The sequence below is a fragment of the Clostridium estertheticum genome (genome assembly GCF_011065935.2).
GTDB lineage: Bacteria > Bacillota > Clostridia > Clostridiales > Clostridiaceae > Clostridium_AD > Clostridium_AD estertheticum_A.
On record NZ_JAAMNH020000001.1, the window covers coordinates 4,247,087 to 4,265,852 of the forward strand.

General features: G+C 32.5%; 16 protein-coding genes and 1 other annotated feature. All 16 genes read right to left on the reverse strand.

Annotated features, from left to right (window positions below; genetic code table 11):
• Positions 1–28: 28 nt before the first annotated feature.
• Complete coding sequence (locus G9F72_RS20250; RefSeq protein WP_164957766.1) at positions 29–1,948, reverse strand: ABC-F family ATP-binding cassette domain-containing protein; 1,920 nt, start codon at positions 1,946–1,948, stop codon at positions 29–31.
• A 159-nt stretch (positions 1,949–2,107) separates the two neighbouring features.
• Complete coding sequence (locus G9F72_RS20255; protein ID WP_224676192.1) at positions 2,108–2,311, reverse strand: hypothetical protein; 204 nt, start codon at positions 2,309–2,311, stop codon at positions 2,108–2,110.
• 80 nt (positions 2,312–2,391) lie between these two features.
• A complete protein-coding gene (locus G9F72_RS20260) occupies positions 2,392–3,357 on the reverse strand; it encodes an ABC transporter ATP-binding protein (RefSeq protein WP_164957765.1) in 966 nt (321 codons plus the stop codon).
• A gap of 41 nt (positions 3,358–3,398) precedes the next feature.
• Positions 3,399–4,379: an ABC transporter ATP-binding protein gene (locus G9F72_RS20265; protein WP_164957764.1), complete on the reverse strand. Its 981-nt coding sequence runs from the start codon at positions 4,377–4,379 to the stop codon at positions 3,399–3,401.
• 10 nt (positions 4,380–4,389) lie between these two features.
• Entirely contained in the window at positions 4,390–5,307 is a 918-nt protein-coding gene (opp4C, locus tag G9F72_RS20270) for an oligopeptide ABC transporter permease (protein ID WP_164957763.1), read from the reverse strand.
• Between the two features lie 11 nt (positions 5,308–5,318).
• Positions 5,319–6,281, reverse strand: a complete 963-nt coding sequence (locus G9F72_RS20275; RefSeq protein ID WP_164957762.1) for an ABC transporter permease — start codon at positions 6,279–6,281, stop codon at positions 5,319–5,321.
• 73 nt (positions 6,282–6,354) lie between these two features.
• Positions 6,355–8,067, reverse strand: coding sequence for an ABC transporter substrate-binding protein (locus tag G9F72_RS20280; RefSeq protein ID WP_224676193.1), 1,713 nt, complete (start codon positions 8,065–8,067; stop codon positions 6,355–6,357).
• Between the two features lie 323 nt (positions 8,068–8,390).
• Entirely contained in the window at positions 8,391–10,025 is a 1,635-nt protein-coding gene (locus G9F72_RS20285; protein ID WP_164957761.1) for a S41 family peptidase, read from the reverse strand.
• A 200-nt stretch (positions 10,026–10,225) separates the two neighbouring features.
• Positions 10,226–10,948, reverse strand: coding sequence for an amino acid ABC transporter ATP-binding protein (locus G9F72_RS20290; protein ID WP_164957760.1), 723 nt, complete (start codon positions 10,946–10,948; stop codon positions 10,226–10,228).
• Positions 10,941–11,591 carry an amino acid ABC transporter permease gene (locus G9F72_RS20295; protein WP_164957759.1) on the reverse strand — a complete coding sequence of 217 codons (651 nt, stop codon included), beginning with the start codon at positions 11,589–11,591 and terminating at the stop codon, positions 10,941–10,943. The genes G9F72_RS20290 and G9F72_RS20295 overlap by 8 nt, the downstream gene beginning before the upstream one ends.
• Positions 11,592–11,605: 14 nt before the next feature.
• Positions 11,606–12,421 carry a transporter substrate-binding domain-containing protein gene (locus G9F72_RS20300; RefSeq protein WP_224676194.1) on the reverse strand — a complete coding sequence of 272 codons (816 nt, stop codon included), beginning with the start codon at positions 12,419–12,421 and terminating at the stop codon, positions 11,606–11,608.
• A 255-nt stretch (positions 12,422–12,676) separates the two neighbouring features.
• Positions 12,677–13,276 (reverse strand): cell division protein ZapA, encoded by a 600-nt coding sequence (zapA, locus tag G9F72_RS20305; protein WP_164957758.1) that lies wholly within the window; start codon positions 13,274–13,276, stop codon positions 12,677–12,679.
• Between the two features lie 159 nt (positions 13,277–13,435).
• Positions 13,436–15,814: a phenylalanine--tRNA ligase subunit beta gene (pheT, locus tag G9F72_RS20310; RefSeq protein ID WP_164957757.1), complete on the reverse strand. Its 2,379-nt coding sequence runs from the start codon at positions 15,812–15,814 to the stop codon at positions 13,436–13,438.
• Positions 15,815–15,907: 93 nt separating this feature from the next.
• Positions 15,908–16,927 carry a phenylalanine--tRNA ligase subunit alpha gene (gene pheS / locus G9F72_RS20315; RefSeq protein ID WP_164957756.1) on the reverse strand — a complete coding sequence of 340 codons (1,020 nt, stop codon included), beginning with the start codon at positions 16,925–16,927 and terminating at the stop codon, positions 15,908–15,910.
• 89 nt (positions 16,928–17,016) lie between these two features.
• Positions 17,017–17,230, reverse strand: a binding site (T-box leader).
• Between the two features lie 77 nt (positions 17,231–17,307).
• Positions 17,308–18,090: a TrmH family RNA methyltransferase gene (locus G9F72_RS20320; RefSeq protein WP_164957755.1), complete on the reverse strand. Its 783-nt coding sequence runs from the start codon at positions 18,088–18,090 to the stop codon at positions 17,308–17,310.
• A 12-nt stretch (positions 18,091–18,102) separates the two neighbouring features.
• Complete coding sequence (locus G9F72_RS20325; protein ID WP_164957754.1) at positions 18,103–18,762, reverse strand: potassium channel family protein; 660 nt, start codon at positions 18,760–18,762, stop codon at positions 18,103–18,105.
• Between the last annotated feature and the right edge of the window lie 4 nt (positions 18,763–18,766).

Below are 18,766 nucleotides of genomic sequence, written 5' to 3' on the forward strand. Positions count from 1 at the left end.
TCTTAATAAGAATTACTACCAATAAGCTCTAGTTGTTTTTTTGCGACTCTATTTCTTCATCTAATTCATTTAGATAAGTCCATCTCACCATCAAGTGTTCAAGTTCTACTCCTATTTCCTTTTGCTGACCCACTAGCTTTTGCAAATATTCAAAATCACTACTGCCACTATTAATTTTTTTATTAATCTCTTCCAATTCTGCTTCCTTTTCCTCAATTTTTTCATCAATTTCCTGGAATTCCTTCTGCTCTTTAAAAGTAAACTTCAAAGGCTTATCTTTCTTGTCTTCCTCGTTTTTACCTTTTTTTTCCTCTTTAATTATTACATTATTATCTTGGAGTAAATTTAAATTTTTTTCTATATATTCTTGATACTCAGAATAATTTCCTACAAATTGAATTATTTTTTCATTACCTTCAAAACTAAATATTTTCTCTGAAACTCTATCTAAAAAATATCTATCGTGGGATACAGCTATAACCACACCAGCAAATCCATCTAAATAATCTTCTAGTATTGCTAGGGTCTGAATATCGAAGTCATTAGTGGGTTCATCTAAAAACAATACATTTGGAGCTTCCATAAGAATTCTTGATAAATATAATCTTCTTTTTTCCCCACCAGATAATTTAGAAATAAAAGAATACTGAGTAGTTCCATCAAATAGAAATCTCTCCAGCATTTGGGAAGCTGTAATCTTTTCTCCATCTGCTGTAGATATATATTCTGCTCCTTCGCGAATATAATCAATGGCCCTCATATTTTCATCCATAGCACCATTTTCTTGATGAAAATAGCCAATTTTAACTGTTTCTCCCCATTCTATTTGGCCCGAGTCCTGACTTATCATTCCACTTAAAATATTCATAAGTGTGGACTTTCCAATACCATTAGGTCCTATAATGCCCACTTTATCTCTCTTTGTAAATATGTGACTAAAATCTGCAATTAACTTTTTTTCACCATAAGCTTTATAAATGCTCTCTACATTAATAATCTTTTTACCAAGCCTAGTTGATGCAGAAGATAATTCTAACTTATCATTTGAAATATCTATTTTTCCATCTTGAAGTTCCTCAAAGCGATCTATTCTTGCCTTTTGCTTTGTAGTTCTAGCCTTTGCCCCACGCCTTATCCAAGCTAGTTCCTTTTTAAATAAACTCTCTCTTTTCCTCTCTAGTGCATCCATTAAAGCAATTCTTTCAACTTTCTTTTCTAGAAACACACTATAATTTCCCTGGTAACTATATAAATTGCCACGATCAAGTTCCAGAATCTTATTTGTTATCCTATCTAGAAAATATCTATCATGGGTAATCATAAGTAGTGCACCTTTTCTATTATTCAAAAAGTTCTCTAACCAATCTATTATTTTATTGTCCATATGATTTGTAGGCTCATCTAAAATTAACAAATCAGAAGGAGTAATTAGTGCACTACATAGGGCAACTCTCTTTCTTTGTCCACCAGAAAGGTTTCCTATACGCTCCTTAAAATTGGTTATACCGAGCTTTGTTAATATAATCTTGGCTTCATTTTGAACTTGCCATCCATTACAAGCATCCATTTTATTATTGAGGTTCATTAAAGACTTTTGAAGCATTTCATCCTCTGGGGCCATTTGTAATTTTTCTATTGTAGCTTCATATTCTCTTATAACCTTCATAACATCAGTATCACTTTTGAAAATCTGCTCCAGCACTGTAGCTTCTGGGTCAAATTCAGGATCCTGAGGTAAATATTCTATATTAACCATACTGCCCTTTAAAATTCTTCCGTTGTCCGGAACTTCAAGTCCAGCTATTATTTTTAAAAAAGTGGATTTTCCCGTACCATTAACTCCGATTAATCCAATTTTATCTCCATCACTTATACCTAGTGATGCACTATTAATGAGTATTCTCTCACTATAACTTTTACTCACTTCTTCTATTGTTAATATATTCATACGTACCACCCTTTTCATGTTATAACTTTATACTTTAATTATACCCAAATAAACACCCCAGTGATAGTGGAAATTTATAATAGGCAAATTTCCACTATCACTGGGGTATATTTATTTAAGTTTAAACTCCATTTTTACAGGGTTATGATCCGTATATTATTAACTCCTAATCCATACTTTCATTATAATAAATATGAGCAAACTCATAACTAAGGCAGCTCCAATCATTATAGGCATCAATATCTGAAATTGTGCTATAATAATGGCTAAAATATCCTTAAATCCTATTTCTTTATTATATTGCACTTTCTTACAGAGCAAATCTTGAGCTTTTATTCCTTTGAGTTCTCTTTCCATTTTCATAGCAATTTCCCTCCCTTACTTTCGCACATCAAATAAATTACACTTTGCATAAATATATATTTTCATGCCCTAAATTACTCTTACAGCAGATGGCATGCTACAAAATGTTCTCCTCCTACATCTTTATACTGGGGGCACTCATTTTTGCACCTTTCCATGACATATGGACATCTTGTATGAAATTTACAGCCTGGCGGTGGGTTTGCAGGACTTGGTATATCTCCCTTTAGTATAATTCTTTCTCTCCTTAATGTTGGATCTGGTAATGGTACTGCAGATAGTAATGCCTTTGTGTATGGATGAAGCGGATTGTTATACAGTGCTTTCTTTGGTGCAAGTTCCACCAAAGATCCTAGATACATAACCCCTATTCTATGGCTAATATGTTTTACTACACTTAAATCGTGGGAAATAAATAAATATGAAAAGCCCATCTTTTCTTGAAGATTGCACATTAAATTTACTATTTGAGATTGAATAGAAACATCTAGTGCGGATACAGGTTCATCTGCCACTATAAATTCAGGATTTAATATAAGAGCTCTTGCTATTCCTATTCTCTGCCTTTGTCCACCTGAAAATTCATGTGGGTACCTTCTTATATGATAAGGAGCAAGTCCACAAATCTCCAAAACTTCTTGCACTCTAGAAGCAATTTCATTCTTAGGTAATATTCCATGATCTATTAGTGCTTCTCCAACTATTTGCCCTACAGTAAGCCTTGGATTAAGTGAGCTATATGGATCTTGGAAAATTATTTGCATTTGAGGCCTTATTTTTCTTAAATCTTTTTTTGAAAGTTCAAACACATTTTGATTTTTAAAATATACATCCCCTTCTGTTTTATTTAGAAGTCTTAGTATAGTTCTACCAACTGTAGTTTTACCACAACCCGATTCACCAACTAGTCCCAAAGTTTCTCCTTTATTTATATATAGAGATACTCCATCTACAGCTTTAACATAACCTACAGTCTTTTGAAGTATTCCACCTCTAATAGGAAAATATGTTTTTAAATTTTCTACTCTAACTACTGATTCTTGCACTTACTCTCCCCCCCTCGTTCCTTCGTAGTACAAAACAATTATTAATTGTTTTGCCCATCATATAAAAAGCAGGCTACCTTATGTCCTAGTCTTATCTCTTTAATAGGCGGTTGCTGCTTTCTACAAATATCTATAGCCTTCGGACACCGTGCGCAAAAATAACATTCTTCTGGCATATTAATCGGGTTTGGAACTTGTCCCGGTATTGAGTATAATCTATCTACATCTTTATCTAGTGAAGGTTTAGATTTCATTAAGCCTTCAGTATATGGATGCATTGGATTCTTAAATAACTCAATGACAGGTGCTTCCTCAATAACCTTACCAGCATACATAACTACTACATATTCTGCCATCTCAGCTATTACTCCAAGGTCATGAGTAATAAGCATTATTGAAGTATTAAGTTTTTTCTTTAAATCCTTCATAATATCAAGTATTTGTGCTTGAATTGTTACATCTAAAGCAGTTGTTGGTTCATCTGCTATTAAAAGCTTCGGGTTACAAGATACCGCCATTGCAATCATGGCCCGTTGGCGCATACCTCCACTAAGCTCATGAGGATAACACTCCACTATCTCATCTGCTCTAGGTACCCCAACTAGCTTTAACATTTCTATTGCCTTTTTCTTAGCTTCAACTTTATTTGACTTTTGATGAAGCATAATTACTTCTTCTATTTGGTACCCTATAGTAAATATAGGATTTAATGAAGTCATAGGTTCTTGAAATATTACGGCAATGTCATTGCCCCTGATTTTTCTCATTTCATGGTCCCTTAGTTCTAATATATTTTTATCTTCAAATAGAATTTCGCCCTCAACTATTTTCCCTGGTGGTGACGGAATTAATCTCATTATAGACATTGCCGTAACGCTTTTACCACACCCTGATTCTCCAACCACACCTATTATTTCGCCTTTCTTAATATTAAAACTAACATCGTCAACCGCTTTTACAATTCCGTCCTCTGTATAAAAATATGTTTTTAAATTTTTTATTTCAATTAAATTTTTACTCATAGTATGCCTCCTAAACCTTTAGTTTTGGATCGATGGCATCCCGAAGTCCATCTCCAAATAAATTTATGCCCATTACCGTTAAGAAAATGCATATACCAGGAGGCGCCCAAATCCAGGGTTTGAATTGTAATATATAAGAATTATTAACTGCCTGAACCATTTGACCCCAAGATGGTGTTGGTGGAGTAACTCCAAGTCCTAGAAAACTCAATGTTGATTCCGTTAAGATTGCACCACCTATACCTAAAGTAGCTGAAACTATAATAGACGCAAAGGTATTTGGAAGTAGATGACTAAATATTTTTCTTCTATCCCTAAGGCCTAGTGCTTCTGCTGCTTGCATAAACTCCTGTTCCCTAAGAGATAGTATTTGGCCTCGAACAATACGGCAAAGCCCTGGCCATCCAATTAATCCTATAATAAACATAACCACGTACATCCTATACTCTGGAGGAACTTTTAAATCTGACATTACTGCCGCCAGCATTATAAGTAGTGGAAGTCCTGGAAAACATAAAAATATATCAACTATTCTCATTATTATGCCATCCACTATTCCACCATAGAAGCCTGCTATTCCGCCTAGTATACTTCCAATTAGCACTTCAACAAGTACAGCCAGGATTCCTACTGAAAGAGAGATTCTACCTCCATACATAACTCTTACTAAAACATCTCTTCCCACATCATCAGTACCCAAAAGATGGTTAAAAGATGGATTTGCTGATACATTGTATAAATCTAAGGTTTCCATTTTATAAGGTGATATTAATGGTCCAATGAAAGACATAAGTATCATAAAAAAGAGTATATACATTCCAAACATAGCTAGTTTATTCTTCTTTAATCTTTTTCTTATTATCTTCCAAGGGCTTAAAATTTCTTCTTTTTTAATTTTCTTTACTTTGGGTTTTACTTCTAGTTGCATTTTGACACCTCCTATTTAAGCCTTATTCTAGGATCTACTACAGCATAAGTAACATCAGCAATTAAGTTTCCAATCAAAGTTAACACTGCAAACAAGATATTTATCCCCATCATAAGTGGATAATCTCGTCCACTTACTGCACCAATATCTATAGGTCCTATACCTGGCCATAAAAAAATGCTTTCTGTAATAAAGGCTCCAGAAAATAATGCAGGTAGCCAAAATCCCAGTAGTGTAATAACAGGAATCATTCCATTTCTAAGAGCATGTTTATATATAACCACTTTTTCCTTAAGCCCTTTGGCTCTAGCAGTTCTTATGTAATCCTGCCTTATTACTTCTAGCATACTGGATCTTGTGTATCTCATAAGACCTGCAACACTACCTAAAGTAAGTACAATTAGCGGTAGTATCATATGACGAGCTACATCTAGCCCATAGGAAATACCTGCTGCTGTACTTCCCGCGGTGCTCATGCCAGAAACTGGCAATATTCTAAGATCTACAGCGAAGACTTTTATAAGAAGCATGCCAAAAAAGAAAGAAGGCATAGAAATACCTATCAGGGCAAATATGGTGAAAAATCCATCAAATTTTGAGTACTGTTTAGTAGCAGAAACTACTCCAATTGGAATTGAAATTAATACACTTAGTATTAATGATAGTATAGCTAAGTAAAAAGTATTCCAGATATATGTGTTCATAACCTTTCCTACCGGTTGTTTAAAATTAGTAGATTCACCAAAATCCCCACGAAGTACTCCACCTGCCCATCTAAAATACTGCTGGGGCACTGATAGATCTAGTCCCATTTGATGTCTTAATTCTTGTTTTCTTTCTGGTGTTAAATGTGGATCCATTTTACCTGTTAATGCATCCCCTGGTGCCAACTGCAATATGAGAAATATTACTATAGATACCCCTATTAAAACTGGTATCATTTGCAGTAATCTTCTAGTTATATACTGCCTCATGATAATCCCCCTTTATAAACTATGCTTGGGTTTAACCAAGCATAGTAAAATATACTAATAAAATTTTTCTTAATTATTTAGCCTTAGGCTGGATTAATTCTGCTTCTGCAATTTGATAAGTAAAATCAATATATGGAGAGATACTTATACCTTTAACTCTTGAACTTACTGCCCACATCATTTTACTTTGATCTAACAAAACATATGGAGCCTGCTCTGTGAAAAGTTTTAACCAAGCTTGATATAGTTTCTTTCTTTCTTTTGTATCCGTAGTCTTAAGAGCATCTGCCATCAATTTTTCACTTTCTGCATTTATCCAACTTCCTGGATTGTATCCACCTAGCTCTGCTTGTTTAGCTGAGAATAATCCTGATGGATCCGGGTCAATACTTAAAGCCCAAGACATATTATACATTTCAAATTTTTGCTCATCAAAAACCTTTGTACATAGAGTGTTGAATTCCATTAATTCAGGAATAACATCTATTCCTATAGCCTTCCAATTATCTTTTACTATTGGAATTAACATTTCAACATATTTACTTCCTTGATAAGTCATCCAATGAATTTCGAACTTTTTACCATCCTTATATCTAAAGCCATCATCCTTTTTAAGCCAACCTGCTTCTTCTAACAATTGATTTGCTTTTCCAGGGTTAAATTCATATTTATTTATATCATCAGTATATGCCCAAGAAACCTGGGACACTGGTGCATTACAAACCTCAGCATAACCTTTATATCTAGCGTCTATAAACCCTTTTCTATTTAACCCATAAGTAAGTGCTTGACGTACTTTCACATCTTTAAATTTTTCATCTTTAAGGTTTAAACCTATAAACCCATATCCATTGTCTGGGTAAAGTTGCATTTCTATAAAGCCTGCAGTCTGAAGCATTTGAATATTCTCTGGTGCAGCTCCAATTCTATCAATATCTACTTCACCAGCGGATAGTGATTGAATATTAGTCTGGGCATTAGTAACTTTTAGTATTACTTTGTTAATCTTAGCCTCACCCTTCCAATAAGTAGGATTTTTCTCAAAATCAGCTTCTTGACCTGCCTTATAATCTTTAAAAAGATATGGACCACTACCCATTGGTTTTAAAAATGATTCTTTTAATTTATCTATATTACCCTTTTCAAATGTGTAATAGCTCTTACACATAATTCCATAACCAAAATCAGAAATTAGAGCCGGTGCTTTAACATCTGTTAATGTAAAGGAGATTGTATAGTCATCTATAACCTTTATGCCTTGAACAGTTTTAGCATCGCCTTTATTATATTCCTTGTATCCAACCAATTTATCTACTGCATCTGATCTTGGTCCGTCATACTTCGGGTCACAAATAGAGGTAAAAGTAAATTCCACATCTCTCGCAGTTAATTCTTCTCCATTGCTAAATTTAATGCCTTTGTTTAAAGTGAAAGTATAGGTTTTATTATCCTCTGAAATCTTCCATTTCTTAGCTACTTTCCCTATAGGATTTCCTTGCACATCATTAGACATTAACCCCTCAAACACTAAGCTAGTAACATAACTATCATCTACTGAGCTTGTATATATAGGATTAAATTTCCCTTCTGGTGCTGTAAACCCAATAATTAAAGTATCTTTTCTGTTTCCCGCTGTTTGTGGCAATTTTTCTGGATTTGCAGCAGCTAAAACTTCTGATGCTTTTAAATCCTTTCCTGCTCCCCCACTAGCACCTTTCCCACAACCTGAAAACAATAGAGTCATTGACATAGCCAAACACAAAAATCCAACAACTTTCTTTTTCAATGCTTCTTCCCCCTTTATATTTCATAGACTCTAATTTTGCTACCTATATAATTATATGGGTAACAATCATTTTAATGTTACATTTCATCAATTTATGTAAATTATAGTACATTTGTTATATATTGGCAATATTTACTCTTCGACTTCTATTTTCCTTCTACTTTCCATTTTTTTTAAAAATAACAATAGTTTTTGAAATAATATAAAAAAGACTCACAATTTTTTTAAAATTGTGAGTCTTTAAGAAATATATTCTTCACCTCATATTCACTTATTTTCTAAAGTTTTAAACCACATATTAATTATAAAAATATCCTGCCATTTTATGGCACTATATATTTAATTACAACACCTTGCTTAATGCTTTTTCCCTTTGCATCCAATATACTATCATTGACTATTAAGTAATAGGTTTGTCCTTTTTTTAGCTGTTCATTTGGCGTTACTATTACGGATTTATTATCAACATCTAATTTTATTGGAATTCTTTTTCCTGTACTCTCTTCCATAAGTTCAATTCCTTGCGACTTTATACTATCGTAATCTATAGGCATATTAAAATTGATGGTAAAATGTTTATCTACATTTATGTCTTTTTTTAAGTCAGTTAATATTTTATAATTAGAAAAGCCCTGATAAATTTTATTGCTTAGCTCTTCACTTGTGATTTTTTGCCAACCTACATTACTTCCACGATAAGCATTATAAGATGAATTTTTGCTTAGTATGTAATTAAATTCAGTCCAATATTCATCACTTCTAGCCATTTTAAGGTTAATATAAAATTCTTTGCCATCCAAATCAATCCTCATATAGCCACTTTTGTCTTTAGGCACACTTGTACTACTTAGAAGTAAATTTGCTACCTTCAAAGAATCCACCCCATCAGCCGCTACTTCAAAATCTGGAGACACCCCCCTCTTGTGAATTATATTTCCATAAGGAGAGTAAAATTTTTCCACAGTAAGCTTAAGATAGCTACCATCAGACAATGGGAAGAGTTGCTGAGCAACACCTTTTCCATAGGTTGTTGTGCCTATAAAAGTTGCCTTGTCATAATCCTTAACAGCAGCTGCTAATATCTCAGATGCACTAGCAGAATATTCATTTATTAAAAAAATTATTGGCTTGTCCATAATTTTTCCATGATCTTCAGCTAAATATTTAATTTTTTCTCCAAGTTTATCCTCTATAATAATCCCTGGAACATTGCCAATAAAATGGCCTGCTATATCTAGTGCTGTCCCCAAATATCCCCCACCATTATACCTCAGGTCTATAATGTAGCTATTAGCTCCCAAATCATCCATTTTCTCTAAGGCTTGCGAAAATAAAGCACCAGTATCCTCCCCAAAAGACAGGATAGATATGTACGCTGCCTTACCTGCTAGCATTTCGCTACTTACTGTTGGTGACTTTATTTCTCTGCGCTGAATATTGAAATTAAGTACTTCTGTGCCTCTTTTAACTACAATTTTCACATAAGTACCTACAACGCCTTTTATAAATTTTATGGCTTCCTCAGTAGAGGAAATTCCAACTAAACTATTGTTATCCACTTGTACAATAAGATCTCCTACCACAAGTCCCGCACCTAGTGCTGGAGAATTCTCGATAACCCTAGATATCCTTATTCCTTCAGGCACTAGGTCAATTCCAATACCTATTCCACTAAATGTATTATTTATACTATCTACAAATTCTGCATACTCCTTCTTTGTAAAATAATCGGAATAGGGATCATTAAGTCTCTTCACCATTTCAGTTAAATCCGGTGCATTTAATACGTAATCTGACACTGTGTTTACATAGTTACTTTTTATGATATCTTTACCTTCTTGCAGTACAGTAGGCTGAGCTAGTACCTTTGCATATATAGGATTTAAAAATAATAATATTAGGAATATACTTAATACCTTTTGAAATTTTTTAATATTTATAAATGATTGCTTTTTCATACCCTATCTCCTGTCAATAATAATTTTTACCTTTGTTACATAACCCTTTAATACTTTGCCTTTTAATAATTAATTGCCTTTTTAATCCAATAAATAGTTATAAATATATAATACTACAATTAATTATATAGAGTAAATGTAAATATTAAAAATACACTAAAAAAAAGAACTATTTCTAGTTCTTTTTAATATATGACTTTTTATAAAATTTTCGCTAAGAATTCTTTTGTTCGATTATTGGTAGGGTTATTAAAAACTTCCTCTGGTGTTCCATCTTCTACAATATATCCATTGTCCATAAATAACACTCTACTTCCTACTTCTTTAGCAAAGCCCATTTCATGAGTTACAACCACCATAGTCATACCATCCTCAGCTAGTCCCTTCATTACCTCGAGAACTTCTCCTACCATTTCAGGATCTAGAGAAGAGGTAGGCTCATCAAATAGCATAACATCTGGCTTCATAGCAAGTGCTCTAACAATTGCTATTCTTTGTTTTTGTCCTCCTGATAATTGGGCTGGGTAACTATTCGCCTTATCTCGAAGGCCAACTTTTTCAAGTAGTTCAAAAGCTAATTTCTCTGCACTTTGTTTTGAAAGTTTTTTAACCTTAATAGGTGAAAAAGCTATGTTATCTAAAATTGTCATGTGCGGAAAGAGATTAAACCCCTGAAAAACCATACCCATCTTTTGTCTTTGAATATCAATATTATTATGTTTACTTATTATTGAAACCTCTTGAAAATATATTTCACCAGAAGTTGGTTGTTCAAGCAAATTTAAGCATCTTAAAAAAGTGCTTTTTCCTGAACCACTTGGCCCAATAACTACCACAACTTCTCCTTTTTCTACATGAATATCAATACTCTTAAGTACTTCCAATTTTCCAAAACTTTTCTTTAAGTTACAAACTTTAATCACTAATTTTCAACCTCTCTTCCACACGTTTCATAAATTTTGAAAGTGTAAATGTCATAGCAAAATATATAAAAGCTGAAACTAGTAATGGCTCAAAAGGCTTGAATATGTTCCCTCTTACCGTATCTGCATTATAAGATAACTCATGAATTCCTATTATGGAAACTATAGAAGATTCCTTAATAATCACTATAAATTCATTTCCTAGCACTGGTATTATAGTCTTAATCGCTTGTGGAATTATTATATTTATCATAGCCATGTTATAAGACATACCTAGCGACCTAGCCGCTTCCATTTGTCCCTTATCAATAGAATTTATTCCTCCACGAATAATTTCTGCTACATAAGCGGAACTATTTATAGAAAGAGCGATAATTCCTGCTACCATATCTGGCAATTGTACTCCAGCATAGGGCAAGCCATAAAAAATAATATATAACTGCACTAAAACCGGTGTTCCTCTTATAATCTCAATATATGTTGATGCTATCATGTTTAAAATTACACTTTTAGATATTTTCATTAGTGCAAAAATAGTTCCACCTATAACTCCTAAAAATACAGAAAAAAATGCAATTATTAAGGTAAATTTAGCACCATTTATAAAAAACATGTAGTATTCACTCAAAAATGAAAAATCCATATAATCCTCTTCTCCTATTCTGTGATGCTATTCGCATCTGTAACTAACTTATCAATAGCTTTATTTTTAATTAATTTAGTAATAGTGGTATTTATTGAACTTACTAAATCTTCATTGCCTTTCTTTACTGCTACAGCCGAACCCTCTTCTCCAGTTTTAAGCTGTATTTTTGATAATGCTAAAGATGAATTTTGTTTCACATATGCTTTTGCAACAGGTAATTCAACAATTACAGCATCAACTTTTTTAGTAGATAAAGAAAGCATAAGGTCTGATACTTTTCCAAGTGGTTTTATATCGGAAGTTGTAAGCTGCACCTTTGCTAATTGTTCTTGTACCGCACCCTTTTGCACTCCTACTTTTTTACCCTTTAAATCTCCTAATGATTTAATTGCACCTTCATCTTCAGCTCTTATAACAACACATTGAACAGCTGTATAATAAATCGTAGAGAAATCCACATTCTTTTTTCTATCTTCTGTAGGCGTCATCCCTGCTGCAACAAAATCTATGTTTCCTGTTTCTAAGGCAGCCAGTAGGCCATCAAACTTCATATCCTTTATTTCAAGCTTTACGCCTAAATCCTTTGCTACTTCTTTTGCTATTTCTATATCAAACCCCACAATTGTGTCCTTACCTTGAATTGATTTATGAAATTCATAGGGTGGATAATCTGCACTTGTACCAATTACTATTTTCCCCTGCTCTTTTATCTTGTCCACCTTTGAAAGTCCAGCAGATGCTTTTCCCTGTGCGCACCCAGACAAACTAAAGGCCATTAAAATCGTTATTATCATACTAATTATCTTTTTACTATTAATATTCTTCATATGTTATTCCCCCTCGTATATATATTACATCTATAATAATACATTGTATTGCATAAATATACAATATGTATTTTTAATATTTATAAATTATTCACAGTATAAAGTCCTATATTCCTTTGTACTGTAAACGTTTTTACTATTTTATATCAATTTTTATGGATTTTATAGTTCTTTACGCGTTGTATATTCGTGTATATTAACGCATAAAAAAAACCGCCTTTCGGCGATAATTTAACTGTATTTTATGAAATGAATTTATTTTTTATCCCTAGTTAAAAGCGGATTACTAATTTTCCTTTGTTTAGCTAAAGTAATTTGGTATTCTATCAATTTGTTTTGCAAATCAATTATTTTATACTTAGAAGATTGGAGCTTAAATTTAATTTCTTTATTTTCTACTTTTATTTTTCTATTTTCTTCAATACATATTTTCGTAGACTCTTTCATTACTTCTAATTCTTGCCCAATTCTTATATTCTCTTGCTCTAAGGTTTTTACATACTCACCATTTTCTATATTTTTGAATTTATTTTGCAATTCTTGATTATATGCTTCCATATGATTTAATTGTTTTTTAAAATCTTCTAATTGCAAAGCATATTCCTTATCCTGCTTTTCTAAAGATTCGCTTTTACTCAAAAGCTCCTTGCAAAGTGAACGACTTTTGAACATATCATCGCCTAAATTTAAAGCAGTTAAAATTGCTGCTGAGGAAGTGCTAAGCTTTTCATTGTTACCCATTATGTTCTTTATTTTCTTATCAACATAACTAGCTACCATATGTAAATATTCTTCTCTTTCTTCACCTTTTAAATTATATTCATTACCATTTATCCTTATTGTTATAACGTTCATCTAAAACACCCTCTTAGACAGATTAGTTATATTCATTGTACCACAATATATCTTTTAATAGAACCAATATTTTGAAATTAATTCACAGAATATTTCTTTAATATTCCAGCCTAAAATAAAAACTCTCTTATTTCTAAGAGAGTTTTTATTTTTAAATTATTATCTAAGCTGCGCACCTAGTTTATGTTCTAGCGATCTTAATATTTTTTCGTGTACTTTGTTTACTTCTTCATCTGTTAAAGTCTTATCTTCACGTCTATATACTATAGCGTAAGCTATGCTCTTCTTGCCTTCAGCTATTTGCTTGCCCTTATACACATCAAATAACTTAGTGCTTTCTAAAATATTTCCACCTTGTTTTACAATTACATCTTCAATATCTTGAACTAGAATTTCATCATCAACTATAAGTGCAATATCTCTTGTTACAGCAGGGAATTTTGGCAGTGCACTATATTTTTTATTTAAATCCGCATGTTTATATAGAATATCTAGGTTTAATTCCGCTATATAACATCTTTGTTCCACTTCATAGTTCTGTGAAACGGTAGGATGAATTTCTCCAACCACACCTATAAGTTCTCTCTTTACATATAAATTCGAGGTTTTTCCAGGGTGATAAGTCGGATTCTCACTTTCCCTTTTGAATGAGATGTTTTTTATTCCTAAACTATCTATTACATTTTCCACTACACCTTTTAAATCCAAATAATCAACATTTCCATACATTCCAATAGTTAATATATTTCTCTCTTCTGGAAGTTTTTCTAAATCTTCATTTGGTATATATACTTTGCCTATTTCGAATAATCTAGCTTCTTCATTATTTCTTGAATAATTCCGACCTAAACATTCCATCATAGATGCTATGGTTGTAGTCCTCATTATACTATAATCTTCTCCTAGTGGATTTTTTATAGTAACTACTTTTCTAAGCTGACTATCTTCTGGCACTAAAATTTTATTAAATATTTTAGGACTTACAAAGGAATAGCTTATGGATTGATTAAGTGCACTACTGATTAAAGCAAGTACTACCTTATCCTCTAATTTTTGCTTTTCACTTTTTCCACTTTTGGAAGTTGCACAATTAGGTACAGTTGATGGTATATTATCATAGCCATATATTCTAGCTATTTCTTCGGCGATGTCTTCTCTGATATTAATATCAGATCTATTTGTAGGTACCTTTATAACTAGTAATTCACCTAATATTTCTGTGGCGAGCTCCAATCTATCAAGGTATTTTTTCATTTCACCTTTTGATATATCAGTTCCTAAAAAGTAATTAATCCAATTTGAATCTACTTCTAAAGTATGAGGTTTTAAAATTTTTGGATATACATCTATACATCCTTCCATTATTTCACCCGCACCTAATTCTTGTATTAAATGGCAAGCTCTATCCATAGCCATTTGGACCATATTAGGGTCTAAATCTTTTTCAAATTTCGAGGATGCATCAGTTCTTAACGATAATTTTTTAGAAGCGAGTCTTATATTTACTCCATCAAAGTTTGCACTCTCAAATATTATACTTGTGCTATCATCTTTAATTTCTGAATTTAAGCCTCCCATTATACCTGCAAGACCTATAGTTCTATCTCCATCTTTAATATTTAAAATACTATCATCTAATTCTCTTTCTACCTCATCCAATGTAATAAATTTTTCGTTAGGGTTAGCTCTTTCAACAACTATATTATTAGTAATAATTTGCCTAGCATCAAATGCGTGCATAGGTTGACCAAGCTCGAGCATTACAAAGTTTGTGATATCCACTATGTTATTTATAGGTCTAAGCTCTGCTTCTATAAGCCTTTCTTGCATCCATTGTGGAGACGGCTCTATTTTAACATTTCTTATACCCTTTAACATGTATCTTCTGCAAAGTTCATCTTTAATATTAACCTTATAAGTATCTTCCACATTCTCAGCGCAAGTAGCACTATAATCAAGGGCAGGTTTTCTATATTCACTGCCTAAAGTTGCAGCTGTTTCTCTAGCTATGCCTAGAACACTTAAGCAATCTGGTCTATTTGAAGTTATTTCAAAATCTATTAAGACACTTTGAAGCTTTAAAACTTCTTTTATGTCTTTTCCAATAGGTGTATCTCCTGGAAGTATCATTAGTCCATGAATAGGTTCATCCCCTGCAATTCCTAATTCTTCCTCAGAACAGAACATACCATTTGACATTATACCACGAAGCTTCCCTTTTTTTATTTTTAATCCTCCATGCAAACTTGATCCATGAAGTGCTACTGGTATAATATCTTGCTCTTTCATATTAGTAGCTGCTGTAACAATTTGTATTGGACCTTCTAGTCCTATATTTACTTGACATACAACTAATGAGTCAGCATCAGGATGTTTTACTATTTCTATTATTTTACCTGTAACAACATTTTCAATTTCAGCGCCGGATATAATAATTTCTTCAACTTTTGAACCAGACATAGTTAGTTTGTCGCCCAGGTCCTTTGGTGAAATATCTATATCAACATAATCTTTAAGCCATTTAACTGGAACTTTCATTTAATATCCTCCTAGCATTGTATTTGTACTAAACAATTATCAACGGTTTAGCCTCTTGCATTCTTATAAGTACTGTAATAATAAATTTACATTTTAGAATTGTTTTAAAAATCTCATATCACTTTCATATAGTGCTCTAATATCATCTATTCCGTATTTTAACATAGTGATTCTATCAAGACCAAATCCGAAAGCAAATCCGCTATAAACTTCTGGGTCAATTCCACAATTTCTTAATACGTCAGGATGAACCATTCCACAACCCAAAAGTTCTATCCAGCCACTACCTTTGCAAACCTTACATCCTTTCCCATTACACACAAAACAAGTAGCATCCATCTCTGCTGATGGTTCTGTAAATGGGAAATGATGCGGTCTAAACTTCATTTCCATTTTATCGCCAAACATCTTTTTGGTAAATAGCTCTAGGGTTCCTTTTAAATCCGCAAAAGTAATACCCTTATCTACTATAAGTCCCTCAATTTGATAAAATATTGGTGAATGAGTAGCATCTACTGCGTCAGATCTATAAACTTTACCTGGAGAAATCATTTTTATAGGCGGTTTCTGGATTTCCATTGTTCTTATTTGTACTGGCGAGGTTTGAGTTCTTAAGACTATACTATCATTTATATAAAAGGTATCTTGTTCACCTCTTGCTGGATGATTTTTAGGTATGTTTAAGGCCTCGAAATTATAATAATCCCTCTCTACTTCAGGGCCCTCTTCAATAGCGAATCCCATAGATAAAAATATATCATTAACTTTTTCAAGTGTTAAATCTAATGGATGTCTTTTACCTACTGTTTGTTTTTTCCCTGGCATAGATATATCTATAATTTCACTTTTCAGTCTTGTTTCTACCTCATGGTTTTTTAATTGATCTGAGGCTTTAGTTATAAGTGTTTCTATGTCCTCGCGAACTTCATTTGCTAGCTTACCAACAATTGGTCTTTCTTCATTTGATAGCTGTCCCATACCCCTTAATATTTGTGTAAGTTCACCTTTCTTACCTAAATACTTAACTCTAATATTTTCTAATTCTGTTTTACTTACAGCTTCTTTTAATTCTTGCAGTGCTGCAGCTTTTATGGCTTCTAACTTTTCCTTCATAATGAATGCTCCTTTCATATTTATGTAATTTTTACAGTTAATATCTTACAGTTAATATTTCTTTATAAAACAAAAAAAACCGTCCACAATGAAGGGACGGAAAATCCGCGGTACCACCCTAATTGACTAAAATATAGTCCTCTTAGATAAATTTATCGATTCTACCCGCTAGCAGCTACTTTATTTCACTGTTAGAACTCTGGAGTGAACTTCGATATAAAAATTTCCTTTAGAAGCTCTCAGTCTAAGGCTTCTTATCCCTGTAAGTATTCTTATATTTACTCTCTCCGTCACAGTTTATTGTTATTAATTAATTTGTGAAAGTATACAAAACAGTATAACCACAATTACAAAAAAAATCAACTATAATTAAAAAAATTCTATTTATTTTTTTGTCTCACTACTTCATACATCATAATTGATGCAGCAACTGCTACATTTAAAGATTCTGCACCACCAGGCATAGGAATTTTAATTTTCAAATCACACAGTTCATAAACTTCATCACTAATTCCATTTCCTTCATTTCCAACTGATATAATAACTTTTTCTTTTAAATCTACCTCATAAAAGTTTTTATCAGTATCGAGTGAGCTAGCAACTAGTTTAAAACCACTATTTCTAAGTTTTTTCACCAATGATAAATCATTATCATAAAGAATAGGTATTTTAAAAATAGAGCCCATGGTTGCCCTTAAAGTTTTCTCATTATAGATATCCACAGTGCCTTTTGTAATTAAAACCCCTAATGCCCCAGCCGCATGAGCAGTTCTAATTATAGTTCCCATATTACCAGGATCTTGAATTTTATCAGCAAGAATATAGAACCCCTGGTCATATTTAATCTCCACGGATTTGTTGCAAACAACAGCCATAATACCTTGTGGATGCTCTGTATCACAAATGCTTTTAAATAAACTATCACTAATACTATAAACTTTAGTATTACTTTGTAGCCTGTTTTTCAAAGAAGAGTTTTCATATTTTGGGCCTCCGCTTTCACTTACAAAAATATTCATCACTTCAAAATCGGAGTCTATTGCTTCCTGCACAAATCTAAAACCCTCAACTAAAAACATATTACTGCTTATTCTATATTTCTTTTCCTTTAACTTTCTAATATCTTTAATCAATAAATTATCTTTACTCTGAATTTGTTCCAAATTAAATACCCCTTATTTAACTAGACTTTCTAATTTATTTAATTCTTCAATACTACCTATAGCCACAATGATATCACCTGACTCAATAATATTATCAGCAGACGGAGAAACATCAATATCATTATTTCTTTTTATAGCCATTACATTTATACCATATTGAGCCCTGATATTTAATTCTCTAAGGGTCTTATTATGCCATTCTTCTGGGCTAACAACTTCAGCAATACTATAATCAGGAGACAATTCTATATAATCTAATATGTTTGATGATACTAAGTTATGAGCAACTCGTACACCCATATCTCGTTCTGGAAAAACAACTCTATTTGCACCTATTTTATATAATACTTTAGCATGTAGCGCATTAGTTGCTTTTGTAATTACATATTTTACTCCGAGTTCCTTTACTAAGAGTGTTGCCAAAATGCTAGATTGGATATTAGTACCTATGCTAATAACTGCACAATCAAAATTACGAATACCAAGAGCTCTTAAACTATTTTCATCATTTGCATCAACTTGAACCGCATGCGTAACTTTATCTGAAATGTTCTGAACTACATCCTCATCAAAATCAACTGCCAATACATCATTTCCTAGTGAATATAATGTTTCAGCTACAGACGTCCCAAATCTTCCAAGTCCTATAACAATAAACTGTCTTTTACTCATTAAC

Bases quoted from the DNA above. Each gene is read 5' to 3' on its own strand.
- G9F72_RS20250 (WP_164957766.1), bottom strand. From the start codon at position 1,948: ATGAATATATTAACAATAGAAGAAGTGAGTAAAAGTTATAGTGAGAGA.
- G9F72_RS20255 (WP_224676192.1), bottom strand. From the start codon at position 2,311: ATGAAAATGGAAAGAGAACTCAAAGGAATAAAAGCTCAAGATTTGCTC.
- G9F72_RS20265 (WP_164957764.1), bottom strand. From the start codon at position 4,379: ATGAGTAAAAATTTAATTGAAATAAAAAATTTAAAAACATATTTTTAT.
- opp4C (WP_164957763.1), bottom strand. From the start codon at position 5,307: ATGCAACTAGAAGTAAAACCCAAAGTAAAGAAAATTAAAAAAGAAGAA.
- G9F72_RS20275 (WP_164957762.1), bottom strand. From the start codon at position 6,281: ATGAGGCAGTATATAACTAGAAGATTACTGCAAATGATACCAGTTTTA.
- G9F72_RS20285 (WP_164957761.1), bottom strand. From the start codon at position 10,025: ATGAAAAAGCAATCATTTATAAATATTAAAAAATTTCAAAAGGTATTA.
- G9F72_RS20295 (WP_164957759.1), bottom strand. From the start codon at position 11,591: ATGGATTTTTCATTTTTGAGTGAATACTACATGTTTTTTATAAATGGT.
- G9F72_RS20300 (WP_224676194.1), bottom strand. From the start codon at position 12,421: ATGAAGAATATTAATAGTAAAAAGATAATTAGTATGATAATAACGATT.
- zapA (WP_164957758.1), bottom strand. From the start codon at position 13,276: ATGAACGTTATAACAATAAGGATAAATGGTAATGAATATAATTTAAAA.
- pheT (WP_164957757.1), bottom strand. From the start codon at position 15,814: ATGAAAGTTCCAGTTAAATGGCTTAAAGATTATGTTGATATAGATATT.
- pheS (WP_164957756.1), bottom strand. From the start codon at position 16,927: ATGAAGGAAAAGTTAGAAGCCATAAAAGCTGCAGCACTGCAAGAATTA.
- G9F72_RS20325 (WP_164957754.1), bottom strand. From the start codon at position 18,762: ATGAGTAAAAGACAGTTTATTGTTATAGGACTTGGAAGATTTGGGACG.